At 63.1% G+C, this 22,774-nt stretch carries 26 protein-coding genes; 16 read left to right on the top strand and 10 right to left on the bottom strand.

The annotated features are described in order from the left end of the window. Positions 1 to 168 precede the first annotated feature (168 nt). The 10 genes from QXZ85_RS21815 (at position 169) to QXZ85_RS21770 (ending at position 9,002) form a co-directional block, all read left to right on the top strand. A complete protein-coding gene (locus QXZ85_RS21815) occupies positions 169 to 1,200 on the top strand; it encodes a MoxR family ATPase (protein WP_315767934.1) in 1,032 nt (343 codons plus the stop codon). Further along, a complete protein-coding gene (locus QXZ85_RS21810) occupies positions 1,197 to 2,045 on the top strand; it encodes an MxaS protein (RefSeq protein WP_315705874.1) in 849 nt (282 codons plus the stop codon). The genes QXZ85_RS21815 and QXZ85_RS21810 overlap by 4 nt, the downstream gene beginning before the upstream one ends. 19 nt (positions 2,046 to 2,064) lie before the next feature. Further along, a complete protein-coding gene (locus QXZ85_RS21805) occupies positions 2,065 to 3,003 on the top strand; it encodes a nonribosomal peptide synthetase MxaA (protein WP_315705875.1) in 939 nt (312 codons plus the stop codon). Continuing rightward, positions 3,000 to 4,022, top strand: coding sequence for a vWA domain-containing protein (locus QXZ85_RS21800; protein ID WP_315705876.1), 1,023 nt, complete (start codon positions 3,000 to 3,002; stop codon positions 4,020 to 4,022). The genes QXZ85_RS21805 and QXZ85_RS21800 overlap by 4 nt, the downstream gene beginning before the upstream one ends. After that, positions 4,019 to 4,651: an MxaK protein gene (locus QXZ85_RS21795; protein WP_315705877.1), complete on the top strand. Its 633-nt coding sequence runs from the start codon at positions 4,019 to 4,021 to the stop codon at positions 4,649 to 4,651. The genes QXZ85_RS21800 and QXZ85_RS21795 overlap by 4 nt, the downstream gene beginning before the upstream one ends. Then, the gene (locus QXZ85_RS21790; RefSeq protein ID WP_409998210.1) at positions 4,651 to 5,649 is read left to right on the top strand and encodes a vWA domain-containing protein; all 999 of its coding nucleotides are present in this window, start codon (positions 4,651 to 4,653) and stop codon (positions 5,647 to 5,649) included. Before QXZ85_RS21795 ends, QXZ85_RS21790 begins: the two co-directional genes overlap by 1 nt. A 10-nt stretch (positions 5,650 to 5,659) precedes the next feature. Next, the gene (locus QXZ85_RS21785) at positions 5,660 to 6,178 is read left to right on the top strand and encodes an SRPBCC family protein (RefSeq protein WP_315745120.1); all 519 of its coding nucleotides are present in this window, start codon (positions 5,660 to 5,662) and stop codon (positions 6,176 to 6,178) included. Positions 6,179 to 6,370: 192 nt separating this feature from the next. After that, positions 6,371 to 6,880 carry a hypothetical protein gene (locus tag QXZ85_RS21780; RefSeq protein ID WP_315731360.1) on the top strand — a complete coding sequence of 170 codons (510 nt, stop codon included), beginning with the start codon at positions 6,371 to 6,373 and terminating at the stop codon, positions 6,878 to 6,880. A gap of 128 nt (positions 6,881 to 7,008) precedes the next feature. Then, positions 7,009 to 8,367, top strand: a complete 1,359-nt coding sequence (locus QXZ85_RS21775; protein ID WP_315705880.1) for a LapD/MoxY N-terminal periplasmic domain-containing protein — start codon at positions 7,009 to 7,011, stop codon at positions 8,365 to 8,367. Then, a complete protein-coding gene (locus tag QXZ85_RS21770; RefSeq protein WP_315705881.1) occupies positions 8,364 to 9,002 on the top strand; it encodes a response regulator transcription factor in 639 nt (212 codons plus the stop codon). Before QXZ85_RS21775 ends, QXZ85_RS21770 begins: the two co-directional genes overlap by 4 nt. A 125-nt stretch (positions 9,003 to 9,127) precedes the next feature. Here the strand turns inward: QXZ85_RS21770 and QXZ85_RS21765 are convergent, their stop codons facing one another. Further along, the gene (locus tag QXZ85_RS21765) at positions 9,128 to 10,009 is read right to left on the bottom strand and encodes a LysR substrate-binding domain-containing protein (protein ID WP_315745121.1); all 882 of its coding nucleotides are present in this window, start codon (positions 10,007 to 10,009) and stop codon (positions 9,128 to 9,130) included. 107 nt (positions 10,010 to 10,116) lie between these two features. Here QXZ85_RS21765 and QXZ85_RS21760 point away from each other — a divergent pair, with 107 nt between their 5' ends. The 6 genes from QXZ85_RS21760 to QXZ85_RS21735 all read left to right on the top strand — a co-directional run bounded on the left by QXZ85_RS21760 (position 10,117) and on the right by QXZ85_RS21735 (position 16,196). Next, a complete protein-coding gene (locus tag QXZ85_RS21760; RefSeq protein WP_315705883.1) occupies positions 10,117 to 10,866 on the top strand; it encodes an SDR family NAD(P)-dependent oxidoreductase in 750 nt (249 codons plus the stop codon). Between the two features lie 14 nt (positions 10,867 to 10,880). Beyond that, positions 10,881 to 11,729 (top strand): transketolase, encoded by an 849-nt coding sequence (locus QXZ85_RS21755; protein ID WP_315765851.1) that lies wholly within the window; start codon positions 10,881 to 10,883, stop codon positions 11,727 to 11,729. Further along, positions 11,729 to 12,742 carry a transketolase family protein gene (locus tag QXZ85_RS21750; RefSeq protein ID WP_315765852.1) on the top strand — a complete coding sequence of 338 codons (1,014 nt, stop codon included), beginning with the start codon at positions 11,729 to 11,731 and terminating at the stop codon, positions 12,740 to 12,742. The genes QXZ85_RS21755 and QXZ85_RS21750 overlap by 1 nt, the downstream gene beginning before the upstream one ends. An 84-nt stretch (positions 12,743 to 12,826) precedes the next feature. Next, on the top strand, positions 12,827 to 13,840 hold the full coding sequence (locus tag QXZ85_RS21745) for a TRAP transporter substrate-binding protein (protein ID WP_315729527.1): 1,014 nt from the start codon (positions 12,827 to 12,829) through the stop codon (positions 13,838 to 13,840). Beyond that, entirely contained in the window at positions 13,837 to 15,696 is a 1,860-nt protein-coding gene (locus tag QXZ85_RS21740; protein ID WP_316174941.1) for a TRAP transporter large permease subunit, read from the top strand. The genes QXZ85_RS21745 and QXZ85_RS21740 overlap by 4 nt, the downstream gene beginning before the upstream one ends. Positions 15,697 to 15,734: 38 nt before the next feature. Further along, positions 15,735 to 16,196, top strand: coding sequence for an ATP-binding cassette domain-containing protein (locus QXZ85_RS21735; protein WP_316174942.1), 462 nt, complete (start codon positions 15,735 to 15,737; stop codon positions 16,194 to 16,196). A 162-nt stretch (positions 16,197 to 16,358) separates the two neighbouring features. Here the strand turns inward: QXZ85_RS21735 and QXZ85_RS21730 are convergent, their stop codons facing one another. From QXZ85_RS21730 to QXZ85_RS21690, 9 genes are all read right to left on the bottom strand, one after another. Next, positions 16,359 to 16,781 carry a 2Fe-2S iron-sulfur cluster binding domain-containing protein gene (locus tag QXZ85_RS21730; protein ID WP_315745130.1) on the bottom strand — a complete coding sequence of 141 codons (423 nt, stop codon included), beginning with the start codon at positions 16,779 to 16,781 and terminating at the stop codon, positions 16,359 to 16,361. A 21-nt stretch (positions 16,782 to 16,802) separates the two neighbouring features. Continuing rightward, positions 16,803 to 17,354, bottom strand: coding sequence for a hypothetical protein (locus tag QXZ85_RS21725; protein WP_315745132.1), 552 nt, complete (start codon positions 17,352 to 17,354; stop codon positions 16,803 to 16,805). Continuing rightward, a complete protein-coding gene (locus tag QXZ85_RS21720; RefSeq protein WP_315745133.1) occupies positions 17,338 to 18,384 on the bottom strand; it encodes a 2Fe-2S iron-sulfur cluster binding domain-containing protein in 1,047 nt (348 codons plus the stop codon). The genes QXZ85_RS21725 and QXZ85_RS21720 overlap by 17 nt, the downstream gene beginning before the upstream one ends. A gap of 1 nt (position 18,385) precedes the next feature. Then, complete coding sequence (locus QXZ85_RS21715; RefSeq protein ID WP_315745134.1) at positions 18,386 to 19,411, bottom strand: aromatic/alkene monooxygenase hydroxylase subunit beta; 1,026 nt, start codon at positions 19,409 to 19,411, stop codon at positions 18,386 to 18,388. A gap of 20 nt (positions 19,412 to 19,431) precedes the next feature. Next, a complete protein-coding gene (locus QXZ85_RS21710) occupies positions 19,432 to 19,734 on the bottom strand; it encodes an MmoB/DmpM family protein (protein WP_315705893.1) in 303 nt (100 codons plus the stop codon). Positions 19,735 to 19,743: 9 nt separating this feature from the next. Continuing rightward, a complete protein-coding gene (locus QXZ85_RS21705; RefSeq protein WP_315705894.1) occupies positions 19,744 to 20,124 on the bottom strand; it encodes a Rieske 2Fe-2S domain-containing protein in 381 nt (126 codons plus the stop codon). Continuing rightward, positions 20,117 to 20,362 carry a toluene-4-monooxygenase system B family protein gene (locus QXZ85_RS21700; protein ID WP_315705895.1) on the bottom strand — a complete coding sequence of 82 codons (246 nt, stop codon included), beginning with the start codon at positions 20,360 to 20,362 and terminating at the stop codon, positions 20,117 to 20,119. Before QXZ85_RS21700 ends, QXZ85_RS21705 begins: the two co-directional genes overlap by 8 nt. Positions 20,363 to 20,473: 111 nt before the next feature. Continuing rightward, the gene (locus QXZ85_RS21695) at positions 20,474 to 21,958 is read right to left on the bottom strand and encodes an aromatic/alkene/methane monooxygenase hydroxylase/oxygenase subunit alpha (protein ID WP_315767927.1); all 1,485 of its coding nucleotides are present in this window, start codon (positions 21,956 to 21,958) and stop codon (positions 20,474 to 20,476) included. 481 nt (positions 21,959 to 22,439) lie between these two features. After that, positions 22,440 to 22,763, bottom strand: coding sequence for a 2Fe-2S iron-sulfur cluster-binding protein (locus QXZ85_RS21690; RefSeq protein WP_315705897.1), 324 nt, complete (start codon positions 22,761 to 22,763; stop codon positions 22,440 to 22,442). Positions 22,764 to 22,774: the final 11 nt, after the last annotated feature.

Genomic DNA, 22,774 nt, shown 5'->3' with positions numbered 1-22,774 from the left:
TCGGGATCGGGCGTACCGATCCAGCGCAACAGTCTCGCGCTGACAAATCGGCAGAGTGAGACATCTCGGCCGGACCGTATGACGTTGAAGCCGATCGTCAAGGATCCGTTCGGCTTCATGTCCTGCCGTCCGGGCGGCAATCCGTGACGGTCATCCCGCGGAGTCTCGATGAACGATGCCGTTTCAACCGCCTCCCTGTTGGAGCGCTGGCGATCCGCCGCGTCGGCATTTGAGGCGTCGGTCGAGCAGGTCATTGTTGGACAAGCGCGTGCGGTCCGCCTGATCACGATCGCGGTATTCGCGCGCGGGCACGTGCTGCTCGCTGGCGATGTCGGCGTGGGAAAAACCACGATCCTGCGAGCGGTGGCGCGGTCTCTCGGTGGCAGCTATGAGCGCATCGAGGGAACCGTGGACATGATGCCGAGCGATCTGCTCTATCATACTTATCTCGGGGATGACGGCCGGCCGAGGGTCGAGCCTTCAGCGGTTCTCGAACGATCGAAGGAATTATCGGTCTTCTTCTTCAACGAGATCAACCGGGCGCGGCCGCAGATGCACTCGCTGCTGCTGCGGCTGATGGCGGAACGAAGCGTTTCGGCCTTCAACCGCACGTTCGAGTTCCCCTATATGCAGGTCTATGCCGATCGCAACCGCGTCGAAAAGGAGGAGACCTTCGAGCTGCCTGCCGCTGCGCGAGACCGCTTTCTGATGGAGATCGCCATCGAGACGCCGATCGAAGCGGATGTGCGCCGACAATTGGTATTTGATCCACGCTTTCATGACACCGAAGAACTGTTGCAAGCGATCGCTGCACCGGCCCTCGATTTCAAATCCCTGACCGTTTGTGCGCCATTGATCCAGCGCAGCATTCATACCAGCGAGGCGGTGCAGGCCTATGTGGTGCGCCTGTGGGACGCCATCGTGCACCCTGGGGCGGCCGGGATCTCGATCCCCGGTGTCGATACCGGGCGTCTCGTTCAGGGCGGCGGAAGTCCAAGAGGGCTGGCATTCGCTGTCCGCGCCGCGCGCGTACGTGCCTGGCTGGAGGGCCGTGACATGCTGGTCCCGGAAGACATCCGCGACGTCTTCATCGAGACCATGGCGCACCGGATCTTCCTCGATCCGATCTATGAGCTGCGGCGCGAAGAGATCGTCCACGATCTCTGCACAGCCGTGGTTGCCAGCGTGCCAGCGCCATGACCGAAGCCCGCGACATCCATTACCGGCCGCGTGGCCGCATCTCGGGCCTCCGGGCGGGCGCGCATTCGAGCTTGGGTATCGGTGCTTTCGGCACTTTTCGTGATCAGGTGCCGTTCATGGCGCATCCCGATGCGAGGCGGATCGATGTCCGTGGCACGCTTCGCGACCCGTTCGAGAACACGCTGGTCCGCCGCTTTCAACAGCGCAGTGCGATCGACGTTTATGCATTGGTCGATCTCACGCGGTCGCTATCCTATGAAGGGCGGGCACGCAAGCAGGACCTGGTTGCCGAGCTCTGCGGTGCGCTGGCGCGCTCGGTCGTTCGCAGCGGCGACCGCTTTGCGCTGATCGGCTTCGATTCCGGGATCAGGGAAGACTGTGTCATCCTTCCAAACCGCCGTCTCGGTGCCACTCTGGAGGTCGAGGCACGCCTGCGGCAGGCAGAGTGGAGCGGGCGGAATGCCGATGGCCTGATCGAAGCCGCACGATGCGTTGCCGGCAAGCGGAAAATCGTCTTCGTGATCTCCGATTTCCTATTACCGCTCGATATGCTGAATTCGGCATGCGAGGCGCTCAGCCGGCACGATCTTATCCCCGTTGTGATCAACGATTCCTCGGAAAATGAAGCATTGCCGGATTGGGGGCTGATGGAGCTCACCGATCTCGAGACCGGGCAGTGCAAGATCGTCTTCATGCGCCCGGCCTTGAAACGGCGCTGGCGCGAACAGGCGGCCGAACGACAGGCCGGAATCAAGCGAACCTTGCTGCGGTTCGGGCGCGCGCCCATCGTGATCTCAGACGCGTTGGATGTCGACCGGATCTCCCGGCAGCTCATGGAGGCTTAGAGCCGTCATGTGCAGCCTCATGCGGGGTATCCTTGCCATTGCGTCGATGCTGGTGGTCTGCGCGATCGCCCCGGCATCGACCTTGGCGGCGGCCGACGCGCCCGCAGTGAAGCAGGTGACGATCCGTACGCCGCGCGACATCGGCTATTTTGTCGGCGATTTGATCCGAGCGGATATCACGCTGGTTGTCGATGGCCGTACCGATATCGATATGGCGTCGTTGCCGCGTCCTGGCGCCGTCGCTTATTGGCTCGACATTCGTTCCGTCGATATCAAGCAGCGAAGTGACGGCGCCGATCGTCGCTACGTCCTGACGATCATCTACCAGAATTTCTATGATGCGCTCGATGTGCGGCTGCAGGAGATTCCGGCCTTCTCGCTGCTGTTTCACCGGGCGGATGAGACCGCATCGTTCGATGTTCCGGCCTGGACCATTGGTGTTTCGCCGCTGCGGGAAGTGGCGCCGCCGGCCAAGAGCGATCCAAAGGACTATCTGCGGCCGGACCGCGGCGCATCCGTGATCGATCTCAGTCCGCATGTCTGGTCCCTGACCGCGGCAGCCGTTGCTGTGCTGTTCTGTCTGGTCCTGGTGGCTCATGACCGCGCCTGGTGGCCGTTCGTGCGGCGTCCGGCGCGTGCGTTCTCGCTGGCCTCAAATCGACTGCGGGGCTTGCGCAGCCGGAAGAACGAAGTCGCGGCCTATCTCGAGGCGTTGGAAGCCCTTCATCGCGGTATCGATCAGGCCGACAATCGATCGGTGCTGGCCGATGATCTCGAAATATTTCTGCAGCGTCATGCGGCCTATCGGGCTTTGCGAGAGGGCTTAGGCGGCTTTTTCGGCGCATCGCGGCTGGCATTCTTCGCCAACGATCCCGAGCGCGCGCGGCGGGAGTTTTCGTTCGATCGGATCGAGATGCTGGCGCGGAAGCTGGCTGTTGCGGAAAGGACCGGGGCATGAACCTGGCGGTGGATCGGCCATGGGTGCTGTTGGCGCTGGCGTTCGCGCTGTTGCCCCTGGTCTTCTCCGGGCATCGCGCAGCGCAGGTCGGCTCCGTGGCCGTGATTCCGGCCGACGCGGTTTCGATGCTGATCGGCTGGGTCTTGCGCTGTTCCGCAATGGCGGCGATTGCGCTGGTGGTCATCGCACTCGCCGGTCCATATCGCCTTGGCCAGACGATCAGCCGGGCCGGCGAGGGGGCTCAGGTCGTCATCCTGCTCGACCGCAGCGGAAGCATGAACGATACGTTTGCCGGCCGTACGCCCGAAGGCAATGAGGAATCGAAGGCTTCGGCAACCAAGCGCCTGCTGCGCGAATTCGTCGGCAGGCGACCGCACGATCTGTTCGGAGTCGCTGCCTTCTCGACCTCTCCGATGCTGGTGCTGCCGCTGACCGATCATCATGACGCCGTCAGGGCGGCGATCGATGCTAGCGATCGTCCAGGCTTAGATTTCACCAACATGGCGCGCGGCCTCGGCATGGCGCTCTCGATGTTTGCCGCCGATCGGCCGGACGAGCACCACGCGATCCTGCTGGTCTCCGATGGAAGCGCTGTAATCGAAGCCCGTCTGCAGGACCAGTTGCGCGCGGAGTTCCGGAAATTCAAGGCGGACCTGCTTTTCCTGTTCCTGCGAACGGCCGGAAGTCGTGGCATGTTCGACAAGCCCGGTCCGGACGAAGACACGCCACGCGCCATGCCGGAGCGCTTTCTCAATCTTTTCTTCCAGACGCTCGGCGTCCCCTATCGGGCATTCCAGGCTGAGAATCCGGATCAGGTCGCCGATGCCATCAATCGGATCGACCAGCTCGAACGCTATCCGATCACCTATGCCGAGCGCGTTCCACGCAGGGATTTGACGGGATTGGCTTACGCTGCAGCCTGCGGCGCCATTCTTGTGCTGGTCGCAGGCAAGCTGGTTGAGGTGCGTCTGGTCACACGCCGCGCGGCCTCTGAAACGGCGATCGGAGTGCCGATATGACCGGAGCTTCCAGCCATGCGCTCGGTCTCCATCGGACCAGGTCTCGGCCGGGCAGGATATCCTGGACGCTGCTGTGGCCACGCTGGCGGTCGCGCCTGCTGGTCGCGCTATTGGCGCTGTTTGTCTTGGCGTTTCTTGCGCTGCTTGTCGAGATAGCTCTCATCGTCAAGGCCAATGAGGCGATCCGTCGGTTGAAGACGAACCATGATGTTCCGGTCGCCGTGGACGCACCGGCAGAATTGCTGCTGGCACGGGTGTCCTTCCTGCTCGATCACGACCGCATCGACGAGGTGCGACCTTATGTCCAAGCACTCGACAAGCAGGACGCCGGGCGGCTTGCCGCGATCGCGCATTACGATCTTGCCAACAGCCGCCTGCGGCAGGCGTTCGATCTGATCACGGCAAGCAAGCTCGACAGTGCAGGCCCCTTTGTCGTGCTATCGCGCGAAGAATATCGGCGGGCGCTCACGCTATCGCCCGATGATTGGGATGCGAAATTCAATTTCGACGTGGCCTCACGGCTGATCCGAGATTTTCCGACGTTCGAACGCACGTCCGGCGACGACGTCAAGGCGGACCGGAAGAAGATCTGGACCGACATCCCCGGCAAGCCACAGGGGCTTCCCTGATGATCTTGCATGGTGACATGGTGATGTGGAACTGGCGGCAGAATCTGCGCGATCCGATGGCCCTGCTGCTGCTCGCAGCGTTGGCGCTGGCGTGTGTCGCGATTGCGTTGCCGCCTATGCCCATGACCGTGATCGGGGTCGACGTCCTGGCGATCGTCGATATCACCGGCAGCATGAATACACGCGACTATCAGGTCGCTGGCAAGCCGACCAGCCGGTTGCTCGTTGCCAAGGCGGCCCTGAAGGACATGATCGGCAAATTGCCATGCCCGAGCCGGCTGGCGTTGGGCTTGTTCAGCGAGCGCGTACCGTTCCTGCTGTTCGAGCCGGTCGATGTCTGCCAGGACTATGGTGCGGTCTCCGGCGCGATCGAAGCGATCGACTGGCGCGAAGCCTGGGAAGGCGACAGTCACGTGGCTGCCGGTCTTTATAGATCGATCGAGATGGCCAAGAGCCTCGGCGCGGATCTCATCTTCATCACCGACGGCCAGGAGGCGCCGCCATTGCCGGCCTCAGGCGCTCCCGCTTTCGAGGGCAAGCGCGGCGAGGTGAGGGGGCTGATTGTCGGGGCCGGCGGTTACTCTCTGTCTCCGATCCCGAAATTCGACGATCGCGGTAACGAGGTCGGATTTTGGGGTATTGATGATGTGCCGCATGAGAATCGCTTCGGATCGCCTCCGCCCGATGCCGAGAGCCGGCCGGGCTATAATCCGCGGAATGCGCCGTTCGGGGCCGCCGCCGCAATCGGGACGGAACACCTGTCCTCCGTTCGCGAGCCCTATCTGAAGCAACTCGCTCAGGAGGCGGGCCTTGGCTACGCGCATATGGACGGTTCGTCCCACCTCGCACAAGGCTATCTCCCGATCGCAACATCTCATGCGAGCCCTGGCCTGACCGATCTGCGCTGGGTGCCCGGGGCTCTCGCGCTCCTCGCTTTGCTTGCCGTTTTCTCGCCGTTGGGCCGGCGCCTCGCCGGTCTGAAGTCCGCCAACCTGTGAGGGTCTTCCGATGCGCCTTTATCCTGTCTACGCCGCCACCTGTCTTCTCGCCTGGACGGCGGGAGCCCTTGCGCACGGCCCGACGCCGCAGAAGGTCGACGAGACGATCGCGATCAAGGCGGCGCCGGACAGGGTCTGGGCGATTGCGGGCGACTATGCAGGCATCTCGAAATGGGATGCTGTGGTGAAATCGAGCGAGGGTTCGACCAAGAAACGGGTCATGACCTTTGGCAATGGCGAGCAACTCGAGGAGGAAGTCGACGAGTACGATCCGGCAAAAATGACCTATTCCTATCGGATGCTTAATCCGAACGTACGAGCCTTGCCGGCGAGTTCTTATTCCGCGACGCTTGTCGTGACATCGGACGCACATGGTGGCAGCAATGTCGAATGGACCGCGCACGTCTACCGCGGTGACACTGACAACGAGCCGCCGGATGATTTGAATGACGAAGCGGCGAAGTCGGCCCTGCGCAGATTATTCCGGGCCGGACTGGAAGGGATCAAGGCGAAGGCCGAGGCAGAGTGACATGGTTTTCGAACGGCCGACCCCGAAGATCGCCACGGGAGGCGGAGCAGGTCTCGGGTGGTCGGGGCCCGCCGGCCGCCGCGGGATTCCTCGCATCAAGGTTGCCGACCGATCGGGAAGCCTCGTGCCGTGCGCCGTGCGGAAATAGGGGCGCAAATGCTCTCGGTGGCGCGCAGCAGCCGATCCTTTTCCGTGCTTCTGTTCCTGTGTACGGCTTTCCTTGCCGCCTGCAATGAGGAGCCGGAGTCGCGAGACGAACGGACCGTTGTGGTCAAGAAGCCGGAAGACGTTTCGACATGGCTTGCGGTCACCGACAAAATCGAACCTGCGGTCTGGTTGCGGGGCCGGGAGGTCGGCCATGAGGTGCTGGCGACCGATCCGGAGGTCGATCGGCTGCGGAGGGCGATCCGGCAGGCCGTGTCCCGCTTCTATGAAGACGAACGCATGATCGCGAACCGGACGGTGCAAACGGCGGATGCGTTGGCGGAAGCAGGGCAGCCCGAGCGATACGTCGATATCATGGCCGGCATGGTCGATGCGGCCGACGTGTCGCCCGACCGTAAGCTCTATGGCGACATGTGCCAGCACTATCTGATCCTCAGGCGCAATGGTGAGGGCCGGACTCAGGCGCTCGAACATGTCGGCGCCTCCTATAGGCATGCGGCCTCTTGCAAGGACGCCGCATGCACGGATCCGAAGTGACGAGAGAACCACTGGTACCGGCGAAGTGAAATGAAATGACGAGTTATCACCCGTCCTGGCGACACGCGAGCAGGACTCTCTTGCGGTCCCTCTCCTTCCGTTCGTTGCGGATACGCCTGATCGCGATCGTGCTGCTCATCGACTGCATCGCCGCCGCACTGACGACCACAGTCGTGATCATGAATGCGCGAACCAACACGAGACGTGAAATCGCATCCTCGATGCAGCTTGCCGATGCCCTGGTTGGAGATACCATCCGGTTGCTACGGGATATGCCGCCGGCCATTCTGCTACGGAGCATCGATCTGCATTTTCAACCCGTTCGTCACATCAAGATATCGGTGATCGATGCAGAAGGAAGGTCTGTCGCGGCACTGGCATCGTCGTCCGATAAGGCCACGGATGACACGGATATCCACGACGCTCCCGAATGGTTTACTCGCCTGATCGCGCCACCGATCGAGCGAAATCGGTTTCAGATCGTTGCGTCAGGCCAGAAGATTGGAACTGTGGTGATTACGTCCGAGCCAAGCGACGAGATCAATGAAGCCTGGAATTATGTTCGAGCTCTTGTTCTGACCGCGTTCTGCTTGAATGCAGCTGTTCTGTTCGTCCTGTTTATTCTCTTCGGCCGAATATTGGAGCCCCTCACGCGCCTCGTGTCCGGCTTGAAACACCTCGAGGACAGAAATTACGCCGTGCGCCTGCCGAGCCCGTCGATGTCGGAGCTTTCCATCATTGCGGATCATTTCAACAAGACGGCCGAAGCGCTGGCTGTCGCGTATCAATCCAACCGCAGTCTGAATGTAAAGCTTCTGACGGCGCAGGACGAAGAGCGGCGGCGAACCGCTCTGGAGCTCCACGACGAGGTCGGCCCATGCCTGTTCACGCTCGAAGCTGGCGCGACCGCGATCGCTCGTATGTCCAAGGATCGACCCGAGCTCACGCGATTGCACGATAGGGCGTTGGACGTCATCGATATCGTTTCGCAAATTCAGAGCATCAACCGGCGGCTGCTTGACCGGCTTCGTCCGATGGCCTTGGGGCAGATTCCCTTGAAGGATTGTCTAATCAAGCTGATTGTTGAATTCGATAGTACGGATAATGCTCCGGAATTCGAACAGACAATTGGCGAGTTGCAGGAGAGCTATGGGGCTGTCATCGATCTGACCATTTATCGATGCGTTCAGGAAGGCATGTTCAACGCGGTCCGGCATGCTCAGGCGCAGAAGATCGTTTTGACGATAGATCAGAAGGACGCCTTGAAAAGACAGTTTGTGTTCGTGCAACTATCGGATGATGGAATTGGCCTGCGGAGACCGTTCAAGCCTGGGGTCGGGCTGGCCGGAATGCGCGAACGTGTCGAGGCGCTGAGCGGTGCGTTCAATCTGGAGAGTTCGTCGTCCGGAACCATTTTGACGGTGATCCTTGCCGCGGATGGAGGTGACGTGCCGGTTGAAGCATTTGAAGGGAGCGTTGTGTCATGACAAGCGCGCTTCTCGTTGACGATCACCCCATGATGCTGAAAGGCTGCCGGAATCTTTTGCAGGATATCGGCGTTGCGCCGATTCACGAGGCGACCGACGTCAGGACCGGCTATGGGGCGTTCCTGAAACATCGGCCCGATGTCGTCATCGTTGATCTCACGCTCGCCGGGGATGATTTGGGCGGGCTGTCGCTGATCCAACGCATCATTCACTGCGAGCGAAAGACGCGGATCCTCGTCCTGAGCATGCACAATGATCCTGCGATCGTGAAGCGAACGCTCGACAGCGGGGCGGCCGGCTATGTGCTCAAGGACTCGCCGTCTTCGGAATTCGTCAGCGCGTTCGAGCGCGTGGCTGCTGGCTCCACGCATCTCAGCCACGACATGGCGGTGCAGGTGGCTCTCTTGCACTCCAAGAGCAACGAACTGGCGGCCAAGAATCTCTCAGATCGCGAGCTGCAGATCCTCTCGCTGCTCGCAAAAGGAAATAACTATGACCAGATCGGCGTCAAATTGGGCATCAGCTATAGCACGGTGACCAACGCCTGCTCGTCGATGCGAACGAAGCTGCAGGTCAGGACACTCGCGGACTTGATCCGTTTTGCGATCCAGAATGACCAGGGTGGTTCGCAGTAAGGTGCGGGACGACGCGACTTGTCGGCATGGCGTCACCGACAATCTTTGCGCCTTGGATCTCTGCGGTTGGGCTCCGGCTGGGCCGTGATGCCCACGGGACCTTCGCCATTTTGGCGCAAGCATGCTCAATGCTCCCGACCCAGCTCGGATGTGATCCAGTGGGCAAAGGCGCGCACGGCCATGCGCTGGTGATCGTTGCGAGGAAATACCAGGCGATGGCCCACATAACGGATGTCCGTGGCGCGGCCGGCCAGCGGCGCGACGAGCCGACCTGACGCGAGCTCACGCTCGGCCAGCAGGGTCGATTCAAGCGCGACACCGAGGCCTTCGGCCGCGGTCGCAAGCGCCAGGAAGCTGCGGTCGAAGCGCATGCCGTGAAGGGCGGGAGATTCAAGACCGTTGGCAGCGAACCATTGATGCCATTGGATCTGCTTGACGTCGGAGCGGATCAGCGTTCGTTCCAGCAGATCCGCCGGTCGCTTGATCGTTGCTGCGAGCGCAGGTGAGCACAGCGGCGTGATCGTCTCCTCCGCCAAGGGCACGATCTCGACGCCTTCGGCATGTGGCTCGCCGTAGACGATATCGATGTCGAAATCATCGTTCTTGAAGCGTGCGTAGTCTGTGTTGGCCGAGAGTCGCACCTCCAACTTGGGATGCGCGGCGAGGAATTGTGCCAGGCGCGGCGTCAGCCATTGCGCGGCAAAGCTCGGTGCAGAATGAACGCGCACGAGCTGGGGGCCGCGTGCGGCGACTTCTTCCAATCCTCTGCGCAGTTGGTCGAAGGCGGCGCCGGCGTGGCGCATCAGGTTTTCGCCGGCCGGGGTGAGGTGAACCGCGCGCGCCTTCCGTTCGAACAGCACGGTGCGCAGGGTGGCTTCCAGCTTGCGGATCGCATGGCTGACGGCTGATGGCGTCAGGTGAAGCTCATTTGCTGCATCGCGAAAGGAGCCGGTGCGCGCAGCGGCCTCAAACGCCTTGATCGACGAGATCGGGATGTTCGATAGCATCCGATAAGTGAACCAGATTCATCGATCCATGACAACTGCGCGTTTGTCGCCGTCACTTCCGCCGGTCATGGTTGCGCCCACGAAAACGAGACATCGGGAGGACAAGGATGCTGCTGAGCGGCAAGACGGCGATCATTTCGGGTGCAGCCTCGCGGCGAGGCATCGGGCTTGCGACCGCGCGGCGGTTTGCGGCCGAAGGGGCCCGCGTCGCCATCCTCGATATCGATGCTGCCGCGGCCGCCGATGCGGCTGCCACGCTCGGCGATCAGCATATCGGGCTTGCCTGCAACGTCGCCGATAAGGCCTCATGCAACGACGCCGTCGCGCAAGTGGCCGCAAAGTTCGGCGCCATCGACGTCCTGATCAACAATGCCGGCATCACCCAGCCGGTCAAGCTGCTCGACATCACGCCGGAAGACTGGGATCGCATCCAGGACGTCAACCTCAAGGGCGTGCTGTTCCTGTCGCAGGCCGTGATCCCGCACATGCGCGCCCGTAAATCGGGCTCGATCGCCTGCATGTCGTCCGTCTCGGCGCAGCGCGGGGGTGGCATCTTCGGCGGCCCGCATTATTCGGCAGCCAAAGCCGGCGTGCTCGGCCTTGCAAAGGCGATGGCGCGCGAGTTCGGCATCGATGGCATCCGCGTCAACTGCGTGACGCCGGGCCTGATCGGCACCGACATTACCGCAGGCAAGCTGACCGACGAAATGAAGGTCAAGATCCTTGAAGGCATTCCTCTCAACCGTCTTGGCACCGCCGACGATGTCGCTGGCATCTACACGTTCCTTGCGTCGGATCTGTCCGCCTACGTCACCGGCGCCGTGATCGACGTCAACGGCGGCATGCTGATCCATTAACAAGGTCTTAGACGATGGACACCGCAACGACTCGGCTCGTCAACGCACCGACATTGGCGCAGCGCGCCTACAACATCCGCCGCAATGCGCTCCGCATGGGCGAGGTGCAGGGGCAGGGTTATATCGCCCAGGCGCTCGACATCTCGGACGTCCTGGCGGTGGCCTATTTCCATGCGATGCGCTACCGGCCCGATGATCCGGATTGGGATGAGCGGGATCGCTTTCTGCTGTCAAATGGTCACTATGCCATCGCGCTGTACGCCGCGCTGATCGAGGCCGGGATCGTCCCGGAGGCTGAGCTCGAAACCTATGGGAGCGACGACAGTCGGCTACCGATGTCGGGCATGGCATCCTACACGCCGGGCATGGAAATGTCCGGCGGCTCGCTCGGTCTCGGCCTCAGCATCGCCGTTGGCATGGGCCTCGGGCTCAAGCGCAAGAAGTCGAGCTCGCGCGTCTACACGCTGTTCTCCGACGGCGAGCTCGACGAAGGCTCGGTGTGGGAGGCGATCTCGTCCGCCAGCCACTACAAGCTCGATAATCTCATCGGCATCGTCGACGTCAACAATCAGCAGGCGGATGGTCCCTCGACGCAGGTAATGGGATTCGAGCCGCTGGTGGCGAGGCTCGAGGCGTTCGGCTGGTTCGTGCAACGCGTCGACGGCAACGATCTCGACGCCGTCGTGGCGGCCTTCGATGCCGCCAAGACCCATGAGGCGCCGAAGCCGCGGATGATCGTGGCCGACACCTTAATGGGCAAGGGCGTGCCGTTCCTCGAACAGCGAGAAAAGAATCATTTCATTCGCGTCGAGCAGCACGAGTGGCAACTCGCGCTTGCCGCGCTCGAAGCCGGGAGGCCGTGATGAAGACGCCGCGAGCAGCACCAGATCTGAGCAAGCCGCGCCTGACGACATCGGCGATGATCGCCTCGATCGCTTCAGAGGGCCAGCGCACCAAAGCCGCGCCATTTGGTCATGCGCTGATCGAGCTGGCACGCAGCCGTCCCGAGATCGTCGGCATGACCGCCGATCTCGGCAAGTACACCGACCTGCACATCTTCGCCAAGGAATTTCCCGACCGCTATTACCAGATGGGGATGGCCGAGCAGCTCTTGTTCGGCGCCGCTTCGGGTCTAGCCGCCGAGGGATTCATGCCGTTCGCGACGACCTACGCCGTGTTCGCCTCGCGCCGCGCCTACGATTTCATCCATCAGACCATCGCGGAGGAAGACCGCAACGTGAAGATCGCCTGCGCGCTGCCCGGCCTGACCTCCGGCTATGGTCCAAGCCATCAGGCGGCGGAGGATCTCGCGCTGATGCGCGCGATGCCGAACATGACCGTGATCGATCCTTGCGATGCGCTGGAGATCGAGCAGGTGGTGCCGGCGATGGCGGCGCATCAGGGGCCGGTCTACATGCGGCTGCTGCGCGGACAGGTGCCGCTGGTGCTCGACGAGTATGATTACAAGTTCGAGCTCGGCAAGGCCAAGCTGTTGCGCGACGGCAGGGACGTGCTGATGATCTCGTCCGGCCTGATGACGATGCGTGCTCTCGAGGTGGCCAAGGCGCTCGCTGACGATCGTGTCGACGTCGCCGTTCTGCATGTGCCGACCATCAAGCCGCTCGACGCCGAGACCATCGTGCGCGAGGCCGGCCGGTCCGGCCGCCTGGTCGTCGTCGCCGAGAACCATACGGTGATCGGCGGTCTCGGCGAGGCCGTCGCGGGACTGCTGATGCGCTCCAGCGTGCACGCGCGCTTCCGGCAGATCGGCTTGCCCGACGAATTCCTCGACGCGGGCGCGCTGCCGACGCTGCACGACCGCTACGGCATCTCTCTGTCGGAGGTCGCCAGGCAGGTGAAGGGCTGGCTCAAATAGCCAGCCGCCTCTCACGATCATCGTCGATACTCCGGTGCGCTTGAGCGCCGGGCATAACAACAAGCTCATATTGGAGGAATGGTAATGCGCAAGGGGAAGACGCGTCGACAATTCCTGGCGGGGACGGCAGCCCTGCCTTTCGCCATCGCCGTCTCGCGCTATGCAAAGGCGGCCGAGTTCACGATGAAGCTCGCGACCGGCCAGGATCCGTCGCATCCGGTCAACAAGCGCGCGCAGCAGGCCGCCGACCGCATCAAGGAAGCCAGCGGCGGACGGCTCGAGATCAATCTTTATCCGGCCAACCAGCTGGGCTCGGACACCGACCTCATCTCGCAGGTCCGAGTCGGCGCCGTCGATGCGATCAACATCTCGAGCTCCGTACTCGCGACACGCGTGCCGCTCGCCGGCATCGTCAATACCGGATTTGCCTTCACATCTTACGACCAGGTCTGGAAGGCGATGGACGGCAACCTGGGTGACCACATCCGCAAGGACATCGAGAAGACCGGCGCCATCGCGCTCTCCAAGCCGTGGGACAACGGATTCCGTCAGGTCACCTCGTCGACCCGCGAGATCAAGACGCCGGACGATCTCAAGAGCTTCAAGATCCGCGTTCCGGCCGCCCCCATCCTGACCAGCCTGTTCCAGGCGCTTGGCGCGGGTCCGACCCCAATCAACTTTAACGAAGTCTATACCGCGTTGCAGACCAAGGTCGTCGAGGGGCAGGAGAACCCGTTGCCGATCATCGCCACGGCCAAGCTCTATGAAGTCCAGAAGTACTGCTCGCTCACCAGCCATGTCTGGGATGCCTACTGGATTCTCGGCAATCGGGCCGCCTTCGGCAAGCTGCCGTCCGACCTGCAGACGCTCGTCCTGCGCGAGTTCAGCAAGTCGGCCGATGACGAGCGCGCCGACATTGCCGCGCTGAGCCAGAGTCTGCGCGCGGATCTCGCAGCGAAGGGCTTCACCTTCATCGATGTCGACAAGAGCACGTTCCGCGCCGTGCTCGCCAAGAGCAGCTTCTACAAGGATTGGCGCGGCAGGTTCGGCGAGGAGGCCTGGACGATCCTGCAGTCGAATGTCGGAGAGCTAGGATGAACACCGTCGACGCGTCTCTGGCAGCATCCACGAAGTACAGCGTCGTCGACGGCCTCGAGCGGGCGCTGACGAAGCTGATCGAGATTCCCGCGATCGTCGCCTTGGTCGCGGAGGTTGGAATTCTCTTCACCAGCGTGACGGCGCGCTTCGCCTTCAACCGGCCGCTGACCTGGGCTGACGAACTCGCGTCGATCACCTTTCTCTGGCTCGCCATGCTGGGCGCGGTGCTCGCCCTCGGCCGCGGCGAGCACATGCGGATGACTGCGCTGGTCGATCGCGTCGCGCCGCGCACGCGCGCGGTTCTGGAAAGCGCAGCGCTGATGGCGCCGGCATTGTTCCTCGCCATCCTGCTGCATCCCGCGATCGACTATGCGAGCGGGCAGGCGTTTGCGGAAACGCCTGCGCTCGGCCTGCCAGACAGCGTGCGGGCCGGCGCGGTGCCGGTTGGAATCGCGCTGATGCTGGCAACCGCGCTGCTGCGGATGGCACGCCACGCCTCGCGTGACATCGCGATCACGCTCGCACTCCTGGCGACGATCGGAGCCGCATTGTGGATCGCAGCGCCGGCGCTGAAGGCGCTCGGCAATTGGAACCTCGTGGTATTTTTCGCGATCCTGCTGGGCGCGGCGGTCCTTTCGGGTGTTCCGATCGCGTTCTGCTTCGGTCTTGCCACGGTGGCCTATCTGCTGACGGTGACCACCGCGCCGCTCGAGGTCGTCACCAGCCGGATCGACGAAGGCGTCTCCTCGCTCGTGCTGCTCGCGATTCCGCTATTCATCCTGCTTGGCCATCTGATCGTGATGACGGGAATGGCAACCGCGATGGTCGGCTTCCTGGTCTCGCTGGTTGGGCACGTGCGAGGTGGCCTGTCCTATGTGCTGCTTGGCGCGATTCTCCTTGTCTCCGGTATCTCCGGTGCCAAGACCGCCGACATGGCCGCGGTCGCGCCGGTGCTGTTTCCGGACATGAAGCGGCGCGGCATTCATGACGGTGAGCTGGTCTCGCTGCTCGCCGCCTCCGGCGCGATGGCGGAGACCATTCCGCCCTCGATCGTGCTGATCATCATCGGCTCGGTCGCCGGCGTTTCGATCTCGGCGCTGTTCACCGGCGGCATCGTGCCGGGCCTCGTGCTCGCGGCGGCGCTGGCCATCGTCGCCAAGCGCCGCATGGTCGAACCAGAAGGCATCATCCGGCCGCGCCCATCGTGGACCACCATCCGCTCTGCGCTGATCACTGCGATGCCGGCCCTGCTACTGCCCGTGCTGATCCGCACGGCGGTGACCGAGGGTGTCGCGACTGCGACCGAGGTCTCGACCATAGGCATCGCCTACACGGTCCTGGTCGGGCTGTTCGTCTACCGCCGCTTCGATTGGCGCAATCTCTATCCGGCGCTGGTCCACACCGCGGCGCTGTCGGGGGCGATCCTGTTCATCATCGGGGCCGCCACTGCGATGGCTTGGGCGCTAACGCAATCGAACTTCTCGCATGCGCTCGCGGCGATGATGGTCGCGGTGCCCGGCGGCAAATATGGCTTCCTCCTGATCTCGATCGTCGTGTTCATCCTGCTCGGCAGCATCCTCGAAGGTCTCCCCGCCATGGTGCTGTTCGGCCCGCTGCTGTTCCCGGCGGCGAAGCTGCTCGGCGTACACGAGGTGCACTACGCGATGGTGATCATTTTGGCGATGGGCATCGGCCTGTTCGCGCCGCCCTTCGGCCTCGGCTACTACGCGGCGTGCTCGATCGGGCAGATCGATCCCAATGCCGGACTGACGCGCATTTGGCCCTATCTCGGTGCGCTGGTGCTCGGGCTGCTGCTGGTCGCCTTCGTGCCCCGGCTGTCCATCGGCTTCCTCTGAGACGATGCAATGAAACAGCCCGCATCATGAGCACCGAAATGCCAGTCGCGCGTGAGATGATGACGCAAGAGACGAACGCGACAGCATCCGTCCTCGAAGCCCGGGACATCGAAAAGAGCTTTGGCGCCACCCAGGTGCTTCGCGGCGCCAATCTGTGGATTCGCCGTCGCGAGATCCACGCGCTGCTGGGCGGCAACGGAGCCGGCAAGTCGACCCTGATCCGGATCATCTCCGGCTCGCATCGCCACGACGGCGGATCGATCAGCATCGACGGCCGGCTCGATCCGGATGCCAAGGCGATCGCCGTCGTGTTCCAGGAGCTCGCGCTGCTGCCGCATCTGTCGGTGGCCGAGAACATCTATCTGCCGCATCGCAAGCGTGCTTTTGCCAGATTGAGTGAAGCCGAGTGCTTCGAGGAGGCGCGCGCCGCGCTGGCGCTCGTCGACGAAAGCCTGGCCGGACACGTTGGATTGGCCGGTCGCCAGGCTCGATCTACATGAGCGGCAGTTCGTTGAAATCGCTCGGGCGTTGAGCTCCGGGGCGCGCTTGCGGTAAGAACCTCCGCGAATGATTCCGGCGCTCGGGCTGTCAGCGAGTGCCGATGCACAGGCGGAGTCACCGTTGCGCTCGAGAGATACTGCGCGAACGATCAGTGCCGGGCGCTAGTCATGACGGTTCGTTTGCGCGGTGGCGCGGCCGCGGCGGAAGCGGGAGCGTGTGCCGGGCGGGTAGGCTCGCGCGAGCTGATTGTGCTCGATCCGATGCTGCATCATGTCCCGGCGGGTTTGATGCTCGTCCAGCATCAGGACGAGATCTGAACACGGCTTGGTCGAGCACAGCAGCACGAAGCCGGCTTCGGCGTCCTCGGGATAGACTGTGAGCGCGGCGGAGCGGTCGACCTCGCCCTGGAGCAGTCGCGCCGCGCAGGCGAGGCACCAGCCCTGCTCGCAGATGAAGGGGCTCTCGATGCCGGCATCGATCATGCTGTAGAGCAGATATTCGTCGGCTGCAGCCTCGAAAGTGAGTGTTCCATCGCTACGCTCGAGCCTGACGTGAAAACGGCTGGCGTCGGCTTCGTCGTTCATGTTCGTGCTCTCCGTCACAGCTCACCAGCGGCTGTCGGGCAAGGCGACCTCGCCGATGCAGCCGCGCGCGTAGCAATGCGCCGCCGCGATGATGCGGGCCGCGATCGCCAGTTCGCGGGGATCGCGCGGCGCGTAGACGATGAGGCTCTGCGGCGGCACGGCGCCGGCCATGTAGCGCGCGAACGGATGCACCGTGCCCCAGCCCTTGGCCGCGACCTTCTGCGCCCATTCTGGTCGCAGGGTGAGGTGCAGCGACCCGTCCGGACGAACCACCAGCCAGACCGGCGCGAATACGAAGGCCTCCGGCTGGCCCATGGCATTGGTGTCGTCGAGCGCGAAGGCGCGGCCTGCAGTGTTGAGCGGCGGCGGCACCTCTTCGACGCCGGCCAGCGCGCATGCGCATGAGGCAAGCTGCCCAGCATATCCGGCGGGCGAGGCGTCATCGAGCTGATGGCAAGGCCATGTCGGCGCGAGCCGCGGGGCGTCGCCCTGCCGCGCGGCGAGACGGCGCAGTCCTGGTGCCATGACCCAGACCGGCGCGCCGTGCAGCCACATGCTAGCCGAAGCTGTCATAGTGGACCTGCGTGATAGGCACGTCGGCGCTGCGCAGCAGCGCCTTGACCGCGTTGACCATGACCGGTGGCCCGGCGACATAGAACTCCGCCGCGGCGGGATCGGTGACCGTTGCCTTGATCGCATCGGTGATGAAGCCGGCTGCATGTGGCCAGCTCGCCGGCGCCTGTTCGACGACCGGCAGGTAGCGACTGTGGGCCACGTGCGCGATCGCCGCTTCCAGCATGTCGGCCGCGGCGAGATCGGCCGGCGCACGCGCGCCGTAGATCACGTCCACGGGCGATCCGAAATCGAGTTGCGTTTGCGCCGCCTCGCGTATCATCGACAGGATCGGCGCAAGGCCTGTGCCTCCGGCCACGAACACCTTGCGGCCCGGCTGGCGCCGTAGCGTGCAGGTGCCGAACGGGACCTCGACGGTGATGCGAGCGCCCGGCTGCAAGGCGGCAAGCGTATTGCTGCCGTGGCCGCCGTCATAGCGCTTGGCGATGAACTGCAGGATGGCGCTGCCCGGCAGGTTGCACATCGAGTAGCAGCGTCGTAGGCCTTCGCCGAGATGCAGGATCGCATATTGGCCAGGCCGGAAGTCGATCGGCGCGGCGGTCTCGAAGGTGAACTGGCGAATCTCCGGCGCAAGATGTTCGACCTCTCGCAGGATCGCCTGTTGCTCGACGCATCGAGGCGTCGGCGCGGACCAGTCGCCGGCACCGCGCGCGATGGTGACATCCGAGACTGCGCGAGATTGACATGCGAGGATGTGGTTGCGCCGCGCGTCGCGTGGATTCACGGCTGGCGCGCTGGGGAAGATCAGTGCCACTTGTCCGTCGACGAGGGTCACCTTGCAGGAGCCGCAACTGCCCCAGCCGCATTCGTAAGGCAGCGCGACTCCGCTTCGCCGCGCGGCCTGAAGGATGGTTTCGTGTTCGGTCGCGTCGATTGCGACACCATCGGGCTCGATGCGGAGTTGCCGCGTCATCAACGCCATCCTTTCGGCCTTGGCGGTCGGCTGCTCGATGCCGACCGTACTTGCCAAACTACAGTCCGCAATCCGCGATCAGCCTTGTCTGCGCCGTCATGGTCCGCTCCAGGATCGCTTGGGCACTGTCGGCCCCTGGCGCAGCCGCGAGCGCCTCGCTGAGACCACGCGCGGCTCGTTCGCCGAGCTGCATCCATTTCGCGGCCCATTCTCGCAACAGCACCGCATGTGCGGGAACCTTGCCGGTGGCGTATCGCACCAGAGCCTTCGTGGTCTCGACGGCGTAGGATTCGTCATAGTTGCGGAAGTCGTCGTGCATGAGCGCCAGCAGGTCGTCATCGTTCGCTCGAGCCAGATCGGCGATCTCGCGATTGAACACGTGATCGAAGATCGGCCGCAGCACGAGATTGCGGGAGACGAAGGCCTCGCCCCAATCGTAAGCGACCAGCTGCTTCTCGATCAACTCGCGCAGAGCCTGCCATTGTGGCGCCTGCGTCCAGATCGCGCGGGTCCTGTTGCTGTCGGCAAGCTCCGGGCGTCCGGTGTCGAGCGCAAGCGCCTTGGCCAGATAGGCCTGGCGCTGCACGCGGCGCATTTCGTTGCCCATCTGGAAGTAGAAAGTGTTGGTGACGAAGGCCGACGGCGCCATCTGCGCGACATAGGCTGCGCTCATCTGCATCGCGTGCCCGGGAAACCGGACCGGCAGATAGGCCTGGCCGAGGAAGTCGAGCCAGGGCGTCGGAAGCTTGCGGTAGCTGTCCTGCCGCTCGAACTCGTCGATCAGATTGTCGCAATAGACTTCGCGGTCCTTCTGATCGGTGACGTAGCGGCGATAGGTATAGGTGAGGGGATCGCGATAACCCTCCCAGTCGTCCAGCGAAAGTTTCGAGCCCTCGCGATTTTTGAGATAGAACTGGTTGATCGGCCAGTTCTCGGACAGTTCGAACGGGGCGGGCGCGCGCCGGAAATGACTGTGGAACTTGTATGTGACGGCTTCGTATTCCGACGGCAGCCGCCGCTCGGTCCACAGGCTCCAGGTCTTCTTCTGCTTGCGCGCAGCCGGCTTCGCGGTCATCGCGGTCATGGCGTTTCCTCCCAGGATTTTTATGTATGGATGGTCCAGACCCACTCGTCGTCCATCGAATCCAGCCGTCCGCCGAACGACACTAGGCTCGGCTCGATCTCGGCGAGCCGGAACGGCCGGCCCAGTGCCGCCTGCATGCTTTTCTGCGTCAGACGGAAGTTCCTGTCGGCCTGGATGCGGACGTAACCGCCGCGGTCCTCGACCACGATCTCGACGTCCGGATTGTCCTGCTCGCTTGCCGCGATCACTGCGTCGATGATGTCTTCGTCGACGCCCCTGATGACGGGACCGACGAGCTTCGGTGCTGCTGCTGTTGTGGTCATGGTCTTGTCCTACGCGTCCTGTTCGGCCTTGTGGCGCAGGCGGCGCGGCCGGCCGTCATTCGGCACGCCGACCAGAATGGTTTCGCCGTCCTTCTTCACCGCGTAGCGGAAGAGCCGGCAGTCTCGCGGGTTGAGGCCGCGACCGTCATCCATGCTGAACTCCCACTCATGAGCCGAACAGGTGATGGTGCCGGCTTCGAAGTCGACCGTGCCGTCCGCCAGCAGGATTTCCTGGTGCGGGCACATGCCCTGGAAGCAGCGCAACTCGCCGCCGGGCAGGTGCACGACGATCACTTCCTCCCCGTCGACCTCGACGCCGAGGAAATCGCCTTCCCACAGGTCATCCAAGGTTGCGACCTTTATCCACGAGACGTCGGCATCGTCAGACATAGGCCACCTCGATCCAATCCATCGGCTGGATTCCGGACTGGGCGACCGTCATCCCGGACGGCAGTTCCTTGCCGTTGTAGTAGACGCATTTTGACGCGCTCTTCTCGGCCACGCGCAGTCCGACCGCGTGCTGTGCGACCTTGTCGGCCACGATGCTCATGTTATCGCCGTCGTCGACGGGGATCAGCATGACGACGAAATCGCCGCGAAAATTGGCTTGAAGCGGGAACAAAGCCACGCTTACCTCCCATGTCTGTTGTTGTATCGATTGGGCGGGCCGCTCGTGAGCGGCGCTTCTCAATCCCTGTTGTGTCTGTCCTGTCGCCTGTCTCTCGCGCCGGTCGACGCGTTACTCGGCGGCCAGGCGTGACACGCCGTTCCAGGCATAATTTTGCGCGTCGTTGCCGGCCACGTCGGGCGTAATGCCCATGTACTGCAGTGCGCCCTCGAGCGTCGGAGGCTGGATCTGGCCCGCCAGGAAGCGATCGACGACCGAGAGATGGGTATCGTAGCGCTCGGGCTGGCTCTTCCAGACCCACTCGCAGACCTCGCAGCAGAAGTTCAGCTTGCGTCCGTTATGCGTGGTGATCCGCGGCGCCTGGCCAATGCTCGGGCTGCAGATCGGAATGTGGCAGCAATTGCAGACGATCGGCAGCGTTGCGGGATAGGTCTTCTCAATCTGACCGGTGCGCACGTTGTGGCCGATCACGTCCCACAGCTTGCCGAACCGATCGTTCCAGCCGGGATATTTCTGCTCGAGCCAGTCTCGCTCGGCGGCGGACACGCCCGCGTCCGGATTCCACCACACCGTCGGCCGCCAGAACCACACGCCCATGTGATAGGCGTGATGGACCCAGTCGAGCTCGGGTAGGAAATGCTTTTCCCAGTACCACGGCACGTTCATGCCGAGGTCCTTGAACTGGTCCATGAACTGCCGACAGATCCAGTCCTGCATGAACTCCTTGAACGACATTGTCCGGCTTTCCAGCGGCGTATAGTAGTCCATGGAAATGCCGGTCAGTAGCGCGAACAGCTTCCACGAGCGCCAGAACATCTGGTCGACCAGCTTCTGCGCCTCCGCCTTCTTGCCGTTGTTGATCATGATCTTCAGCGTCGGCTCGCCCTGCTGCGAATGCCGGGCCTCGTCGGTCTGGATCGAGGAGATCAGCGCGCCGAACTCGATGTCGCCGACATGCAGCGCGTCCGAGGCCATGCCGAGGAATTGCAGATTGGTGAAGCCGGTCTCGAAGGTGAAGGTGAGCTGGATGGCCGTCGACACCGCATCGTTCGCGGTGAACATGTCGTCGAACAGGCTGCGCGCTGCGATCACGCCCCATTCGTTGGTGTGCATCGCCTTGTGAGCCCAGTCGAATTGCGGATCCTTCGCCAGCAGGCAGTAGGGGAAGTAGATCTGCGCCTGGCCGTGGCGGCATTCGTCGAGCGTGCCGAACGCGGCCATGTTGCGCCACGCGGCAGCGCGGCCGAAGCGGGCCATGCGCGCCTCGCCGATCGAGGCAAAATACTCCGGGACCGGTATCGCGCCGTAATGCGCCTTGATGGCCGACTTCCAGCCGGCGTCGAGATTGTCGTACAGGTTGGAGCGCGCGATGGTCGAACGGATGGAGTAGATGCCGTCGTCCTTGCCGGCCTGGTTGTGGACGTATTCGCGATAGGTCAGCTTGTAGGGCTCGTCCCAGCCCCACCATTGCTCGCCGTGGATGCCGAAGCTCTTCGAGAGCGCCTCGGGAAAGGCCTCTTCCTCGCTGACATAGGAGAAGGTCCAGTTCATGTCGCGGGCGATATCGTAGTAATCCCGCCGCTGCAGCTTCGGCATGCGCGCTCCTCCCGAGCTATGATCGCGTTTCGCTCTTGTGTCGTTCCGGACCGCGCCGCCCGTCTTGAACAGGTTGCTTTGCGCGGTTCGTGATCGATGCGTCCGATCTTCAACAGCAGATATGAAGATCGCCGATCGAAATTTGTCGGACAGTGTATGTCTCGTTCTTTGGTTTTTCTTTAGCCTGGTTCACGCACGTGATTGAGTTGGTATGCAGGCCTGATGGAAAGCGCGAACGCGGACGCGCGGAGATGAATGATGCAGTGCGGGGGAATGATGCGAGCAGGCCCTCAGCGCGTCGGCTTCGCTGAAGCGAGACGAGAATCGATTGACCTGAGAAGGGCGGCTATCCTCGTCAGACGAGTGAGTTCGGATGAGCAGGCATCGCAAGGCGACGGATCGGCTGTCTGCGGTGCAGGACGTCAGCTCAGAGCCGTCAGGTGAGAAGAAAGTGCGCGAGAACAGCGTGGGCTTGTCGCGATCAGCGGCTGCGGCCGACGACCCGCAGCAGCAGCCCGTCGAGGGACTCGGTGATCGGGATCTGGCAGGCGAGGCGGCTCTCCGGGCGGACGTCCGTGGCCTCGAATTCGAGCAAGTCGGCCTCGATGTCGCCCGCTGCGCCGACGCGCGCGATCCAGGTCTCGTCGACGTGACAATGGCAGGTGGCGCAGATGCACGATCCACCGCATTCGCCGATGATGCCGTCGACGCCGTTGCGCTTCGCCGCCTGCATGGCGCTCTCGCCGGGCTCGGCGTCAACGAGGCGCACGGTGCCGTCGGGCTCGATGAACGTGATCTTGGGCATGGATCTTCGAA

It is taken from the genome of Bradyrhizobium sp. SZCCHNGR1005 (assembly GCF_032489995.1).
In the GTDB taxonomy this organism is placed as follows: Bacteria; Pseudomonadota; Alphaproteobacteria; order Rhizobiales; family Xanthobacteraceae; genus Bradyrhizobium.
Note: the sequence above shows the minus strand (reverse complement) of the source record. Positions and strands in the feature narration are given on the sequence as shown.

Coding starts and splice junctions, on each gene's coding strand:
- QXZ85_RS21815 (WP_315767934.1), top strand. CDS start 169: ATGAACGATGCCGTTTCAACCGCCTCCCTGTTGGAGCGCTGGCGATCC.
- QXZ85_RS21690 (WP_315705897.1), bottom strand. CDS start 22,763: ATGCCCAAGATCACGTTCATCGAGCCCGACGGCACCGTGCGCCTCGTT.
- QXZ85_RS21705 (WP_315705894.1), bottom strand. CDS start 20,124: ATGTCTGACGATGCCGACGTCTCGTGGATAAAGGTCGCAACCTTGGAT.
- QXZ85_RS21695 (WP_315767927.1), bottom strand. CDS start 21,958: ATGCCGAAGCTGCAGCGGCGGGATTACTACGATATCGCCCGCGACATG.
- QXZ85_RS21740 (WP_316174941.1), top strand. CDS start 13,837: ATGAACACCGTCGACGCGTCTCTGGCAGCATCCACGAAGTACAGCGTC.
- QXZ85_RS21800 (WP_315705876.1), top strand. CDS start 3,000: ATGAACCTGGCGGTGGATCGGCCATGGGTGCTGTTGGCGCTGGCGTTC.
- QXZ85_RS21790 (WP_409998210.1), top strand. CDS start 4,651: ATGATCTTGCATGGTGACATGGTGATGTGGAACTGGCGGCAGAATCTG.
- QXZ85_RS21710 (WP_315705893.1), bottom strand. CDS start 19,734: ATGACCACAACAGCAGCAGCACCGAAGCTCGTCGGTCCCGTCATCAGG.
- QXZ85_RS21755 (WP_315765851.1), top strand. CDS start 10,881: ATGGACACCGCAACGACTCGGCTCGTCAACGCACCGACATTGGCGCAG.
- QXZ85_RS21725 (WP_315745132.1), bottom strand. CDS start 17,354: ATGACAGCTTCGGCTAGCATGTGGCTGCACGGCGCGCCGGTCTGGGTC.
- QXZ85_RS21805 (WP_315705875.1), top strand. CDS start 2,065: ATGCGGGGTATCCTTGCCATTGCGTCGATGCTGGTGGTCTGCGCGATC.
- QXZ85_RS21715 (WP_315745134.1), bottom strand. CDS start 19,411: ATGACCGCGATGACCGCGAAGCCGGCTGCGCGCAAGCAGAAGAAGACC.
- QXZ85_RS21750 (WP_315765852.1), top strand. CDS start 11,729: ATGAAGACGCCGCGAGCAGCACCAGATCTGAGCAAGCCGCGCCTGACG.
- QXZ85_RS21795 (WP_315705877.1), top strand. CDS start 4,019: ATGACCGGAGCTTCCAGCCATGCGCTCGGTCTCCATCGGACCAGGTCT.
- QXZ85_RS21785 (WP_315745120.1), top strand. CDS start 5,660: ATGCGCCTTTATCCTGTCTACGCCGCCACCTGTCTTCTCGCCTGGACG.
- QXZ85_RS21760 (WP_315705883.1), top strand. CDS start 10,117: ATGCTGCTGAGCGGCAAGACGGCGATCATTTCGGGTGCAGCCTCGCGG.
- QXZ85_RS21730 (WP_315745130.1), bottom strand. CDS start 16,781: ATGAACGACGAAGCCGACGCCAGCCGTTTTCACGTCAGGCTCGAGCGT.
- QXZ85_RS21765 (WP_315745121.1), bottom strand. CDS start 10,009: ATGCTATCGAACATCCCGATCTCGTCGATCAAGGCGTTTGAGGCCGCT.
- QXZ85_RS21745 (WP_315729527.1), top strand. CDS start 12,827: ATGCGCAAGGGGAAGACGCGTCGACAATTCCTGGCGGGGACGGCAGCC.
- QXZ85_RS21735 (WP_316174942.1), top strand. CDS start 15,735: ATGCCAGTCGCGCGTGAGATGATGACGCAAGAGACGAACGCGACAGCA.
- QXZ85_RS21810 (WP_315705874.1), top strand. CDS start 1,197: ATGACCGAAGCCCGCGACATCCATTACCGGCCGCGTGGCCGCATCTCG.
- QXZ85_RS21770 (WP_315705881.1), top strand. CDS start 8,364: ATGACAAGCGCGCTTCTCGTTGACGATCACCCCATGATGCTGAAAGGC.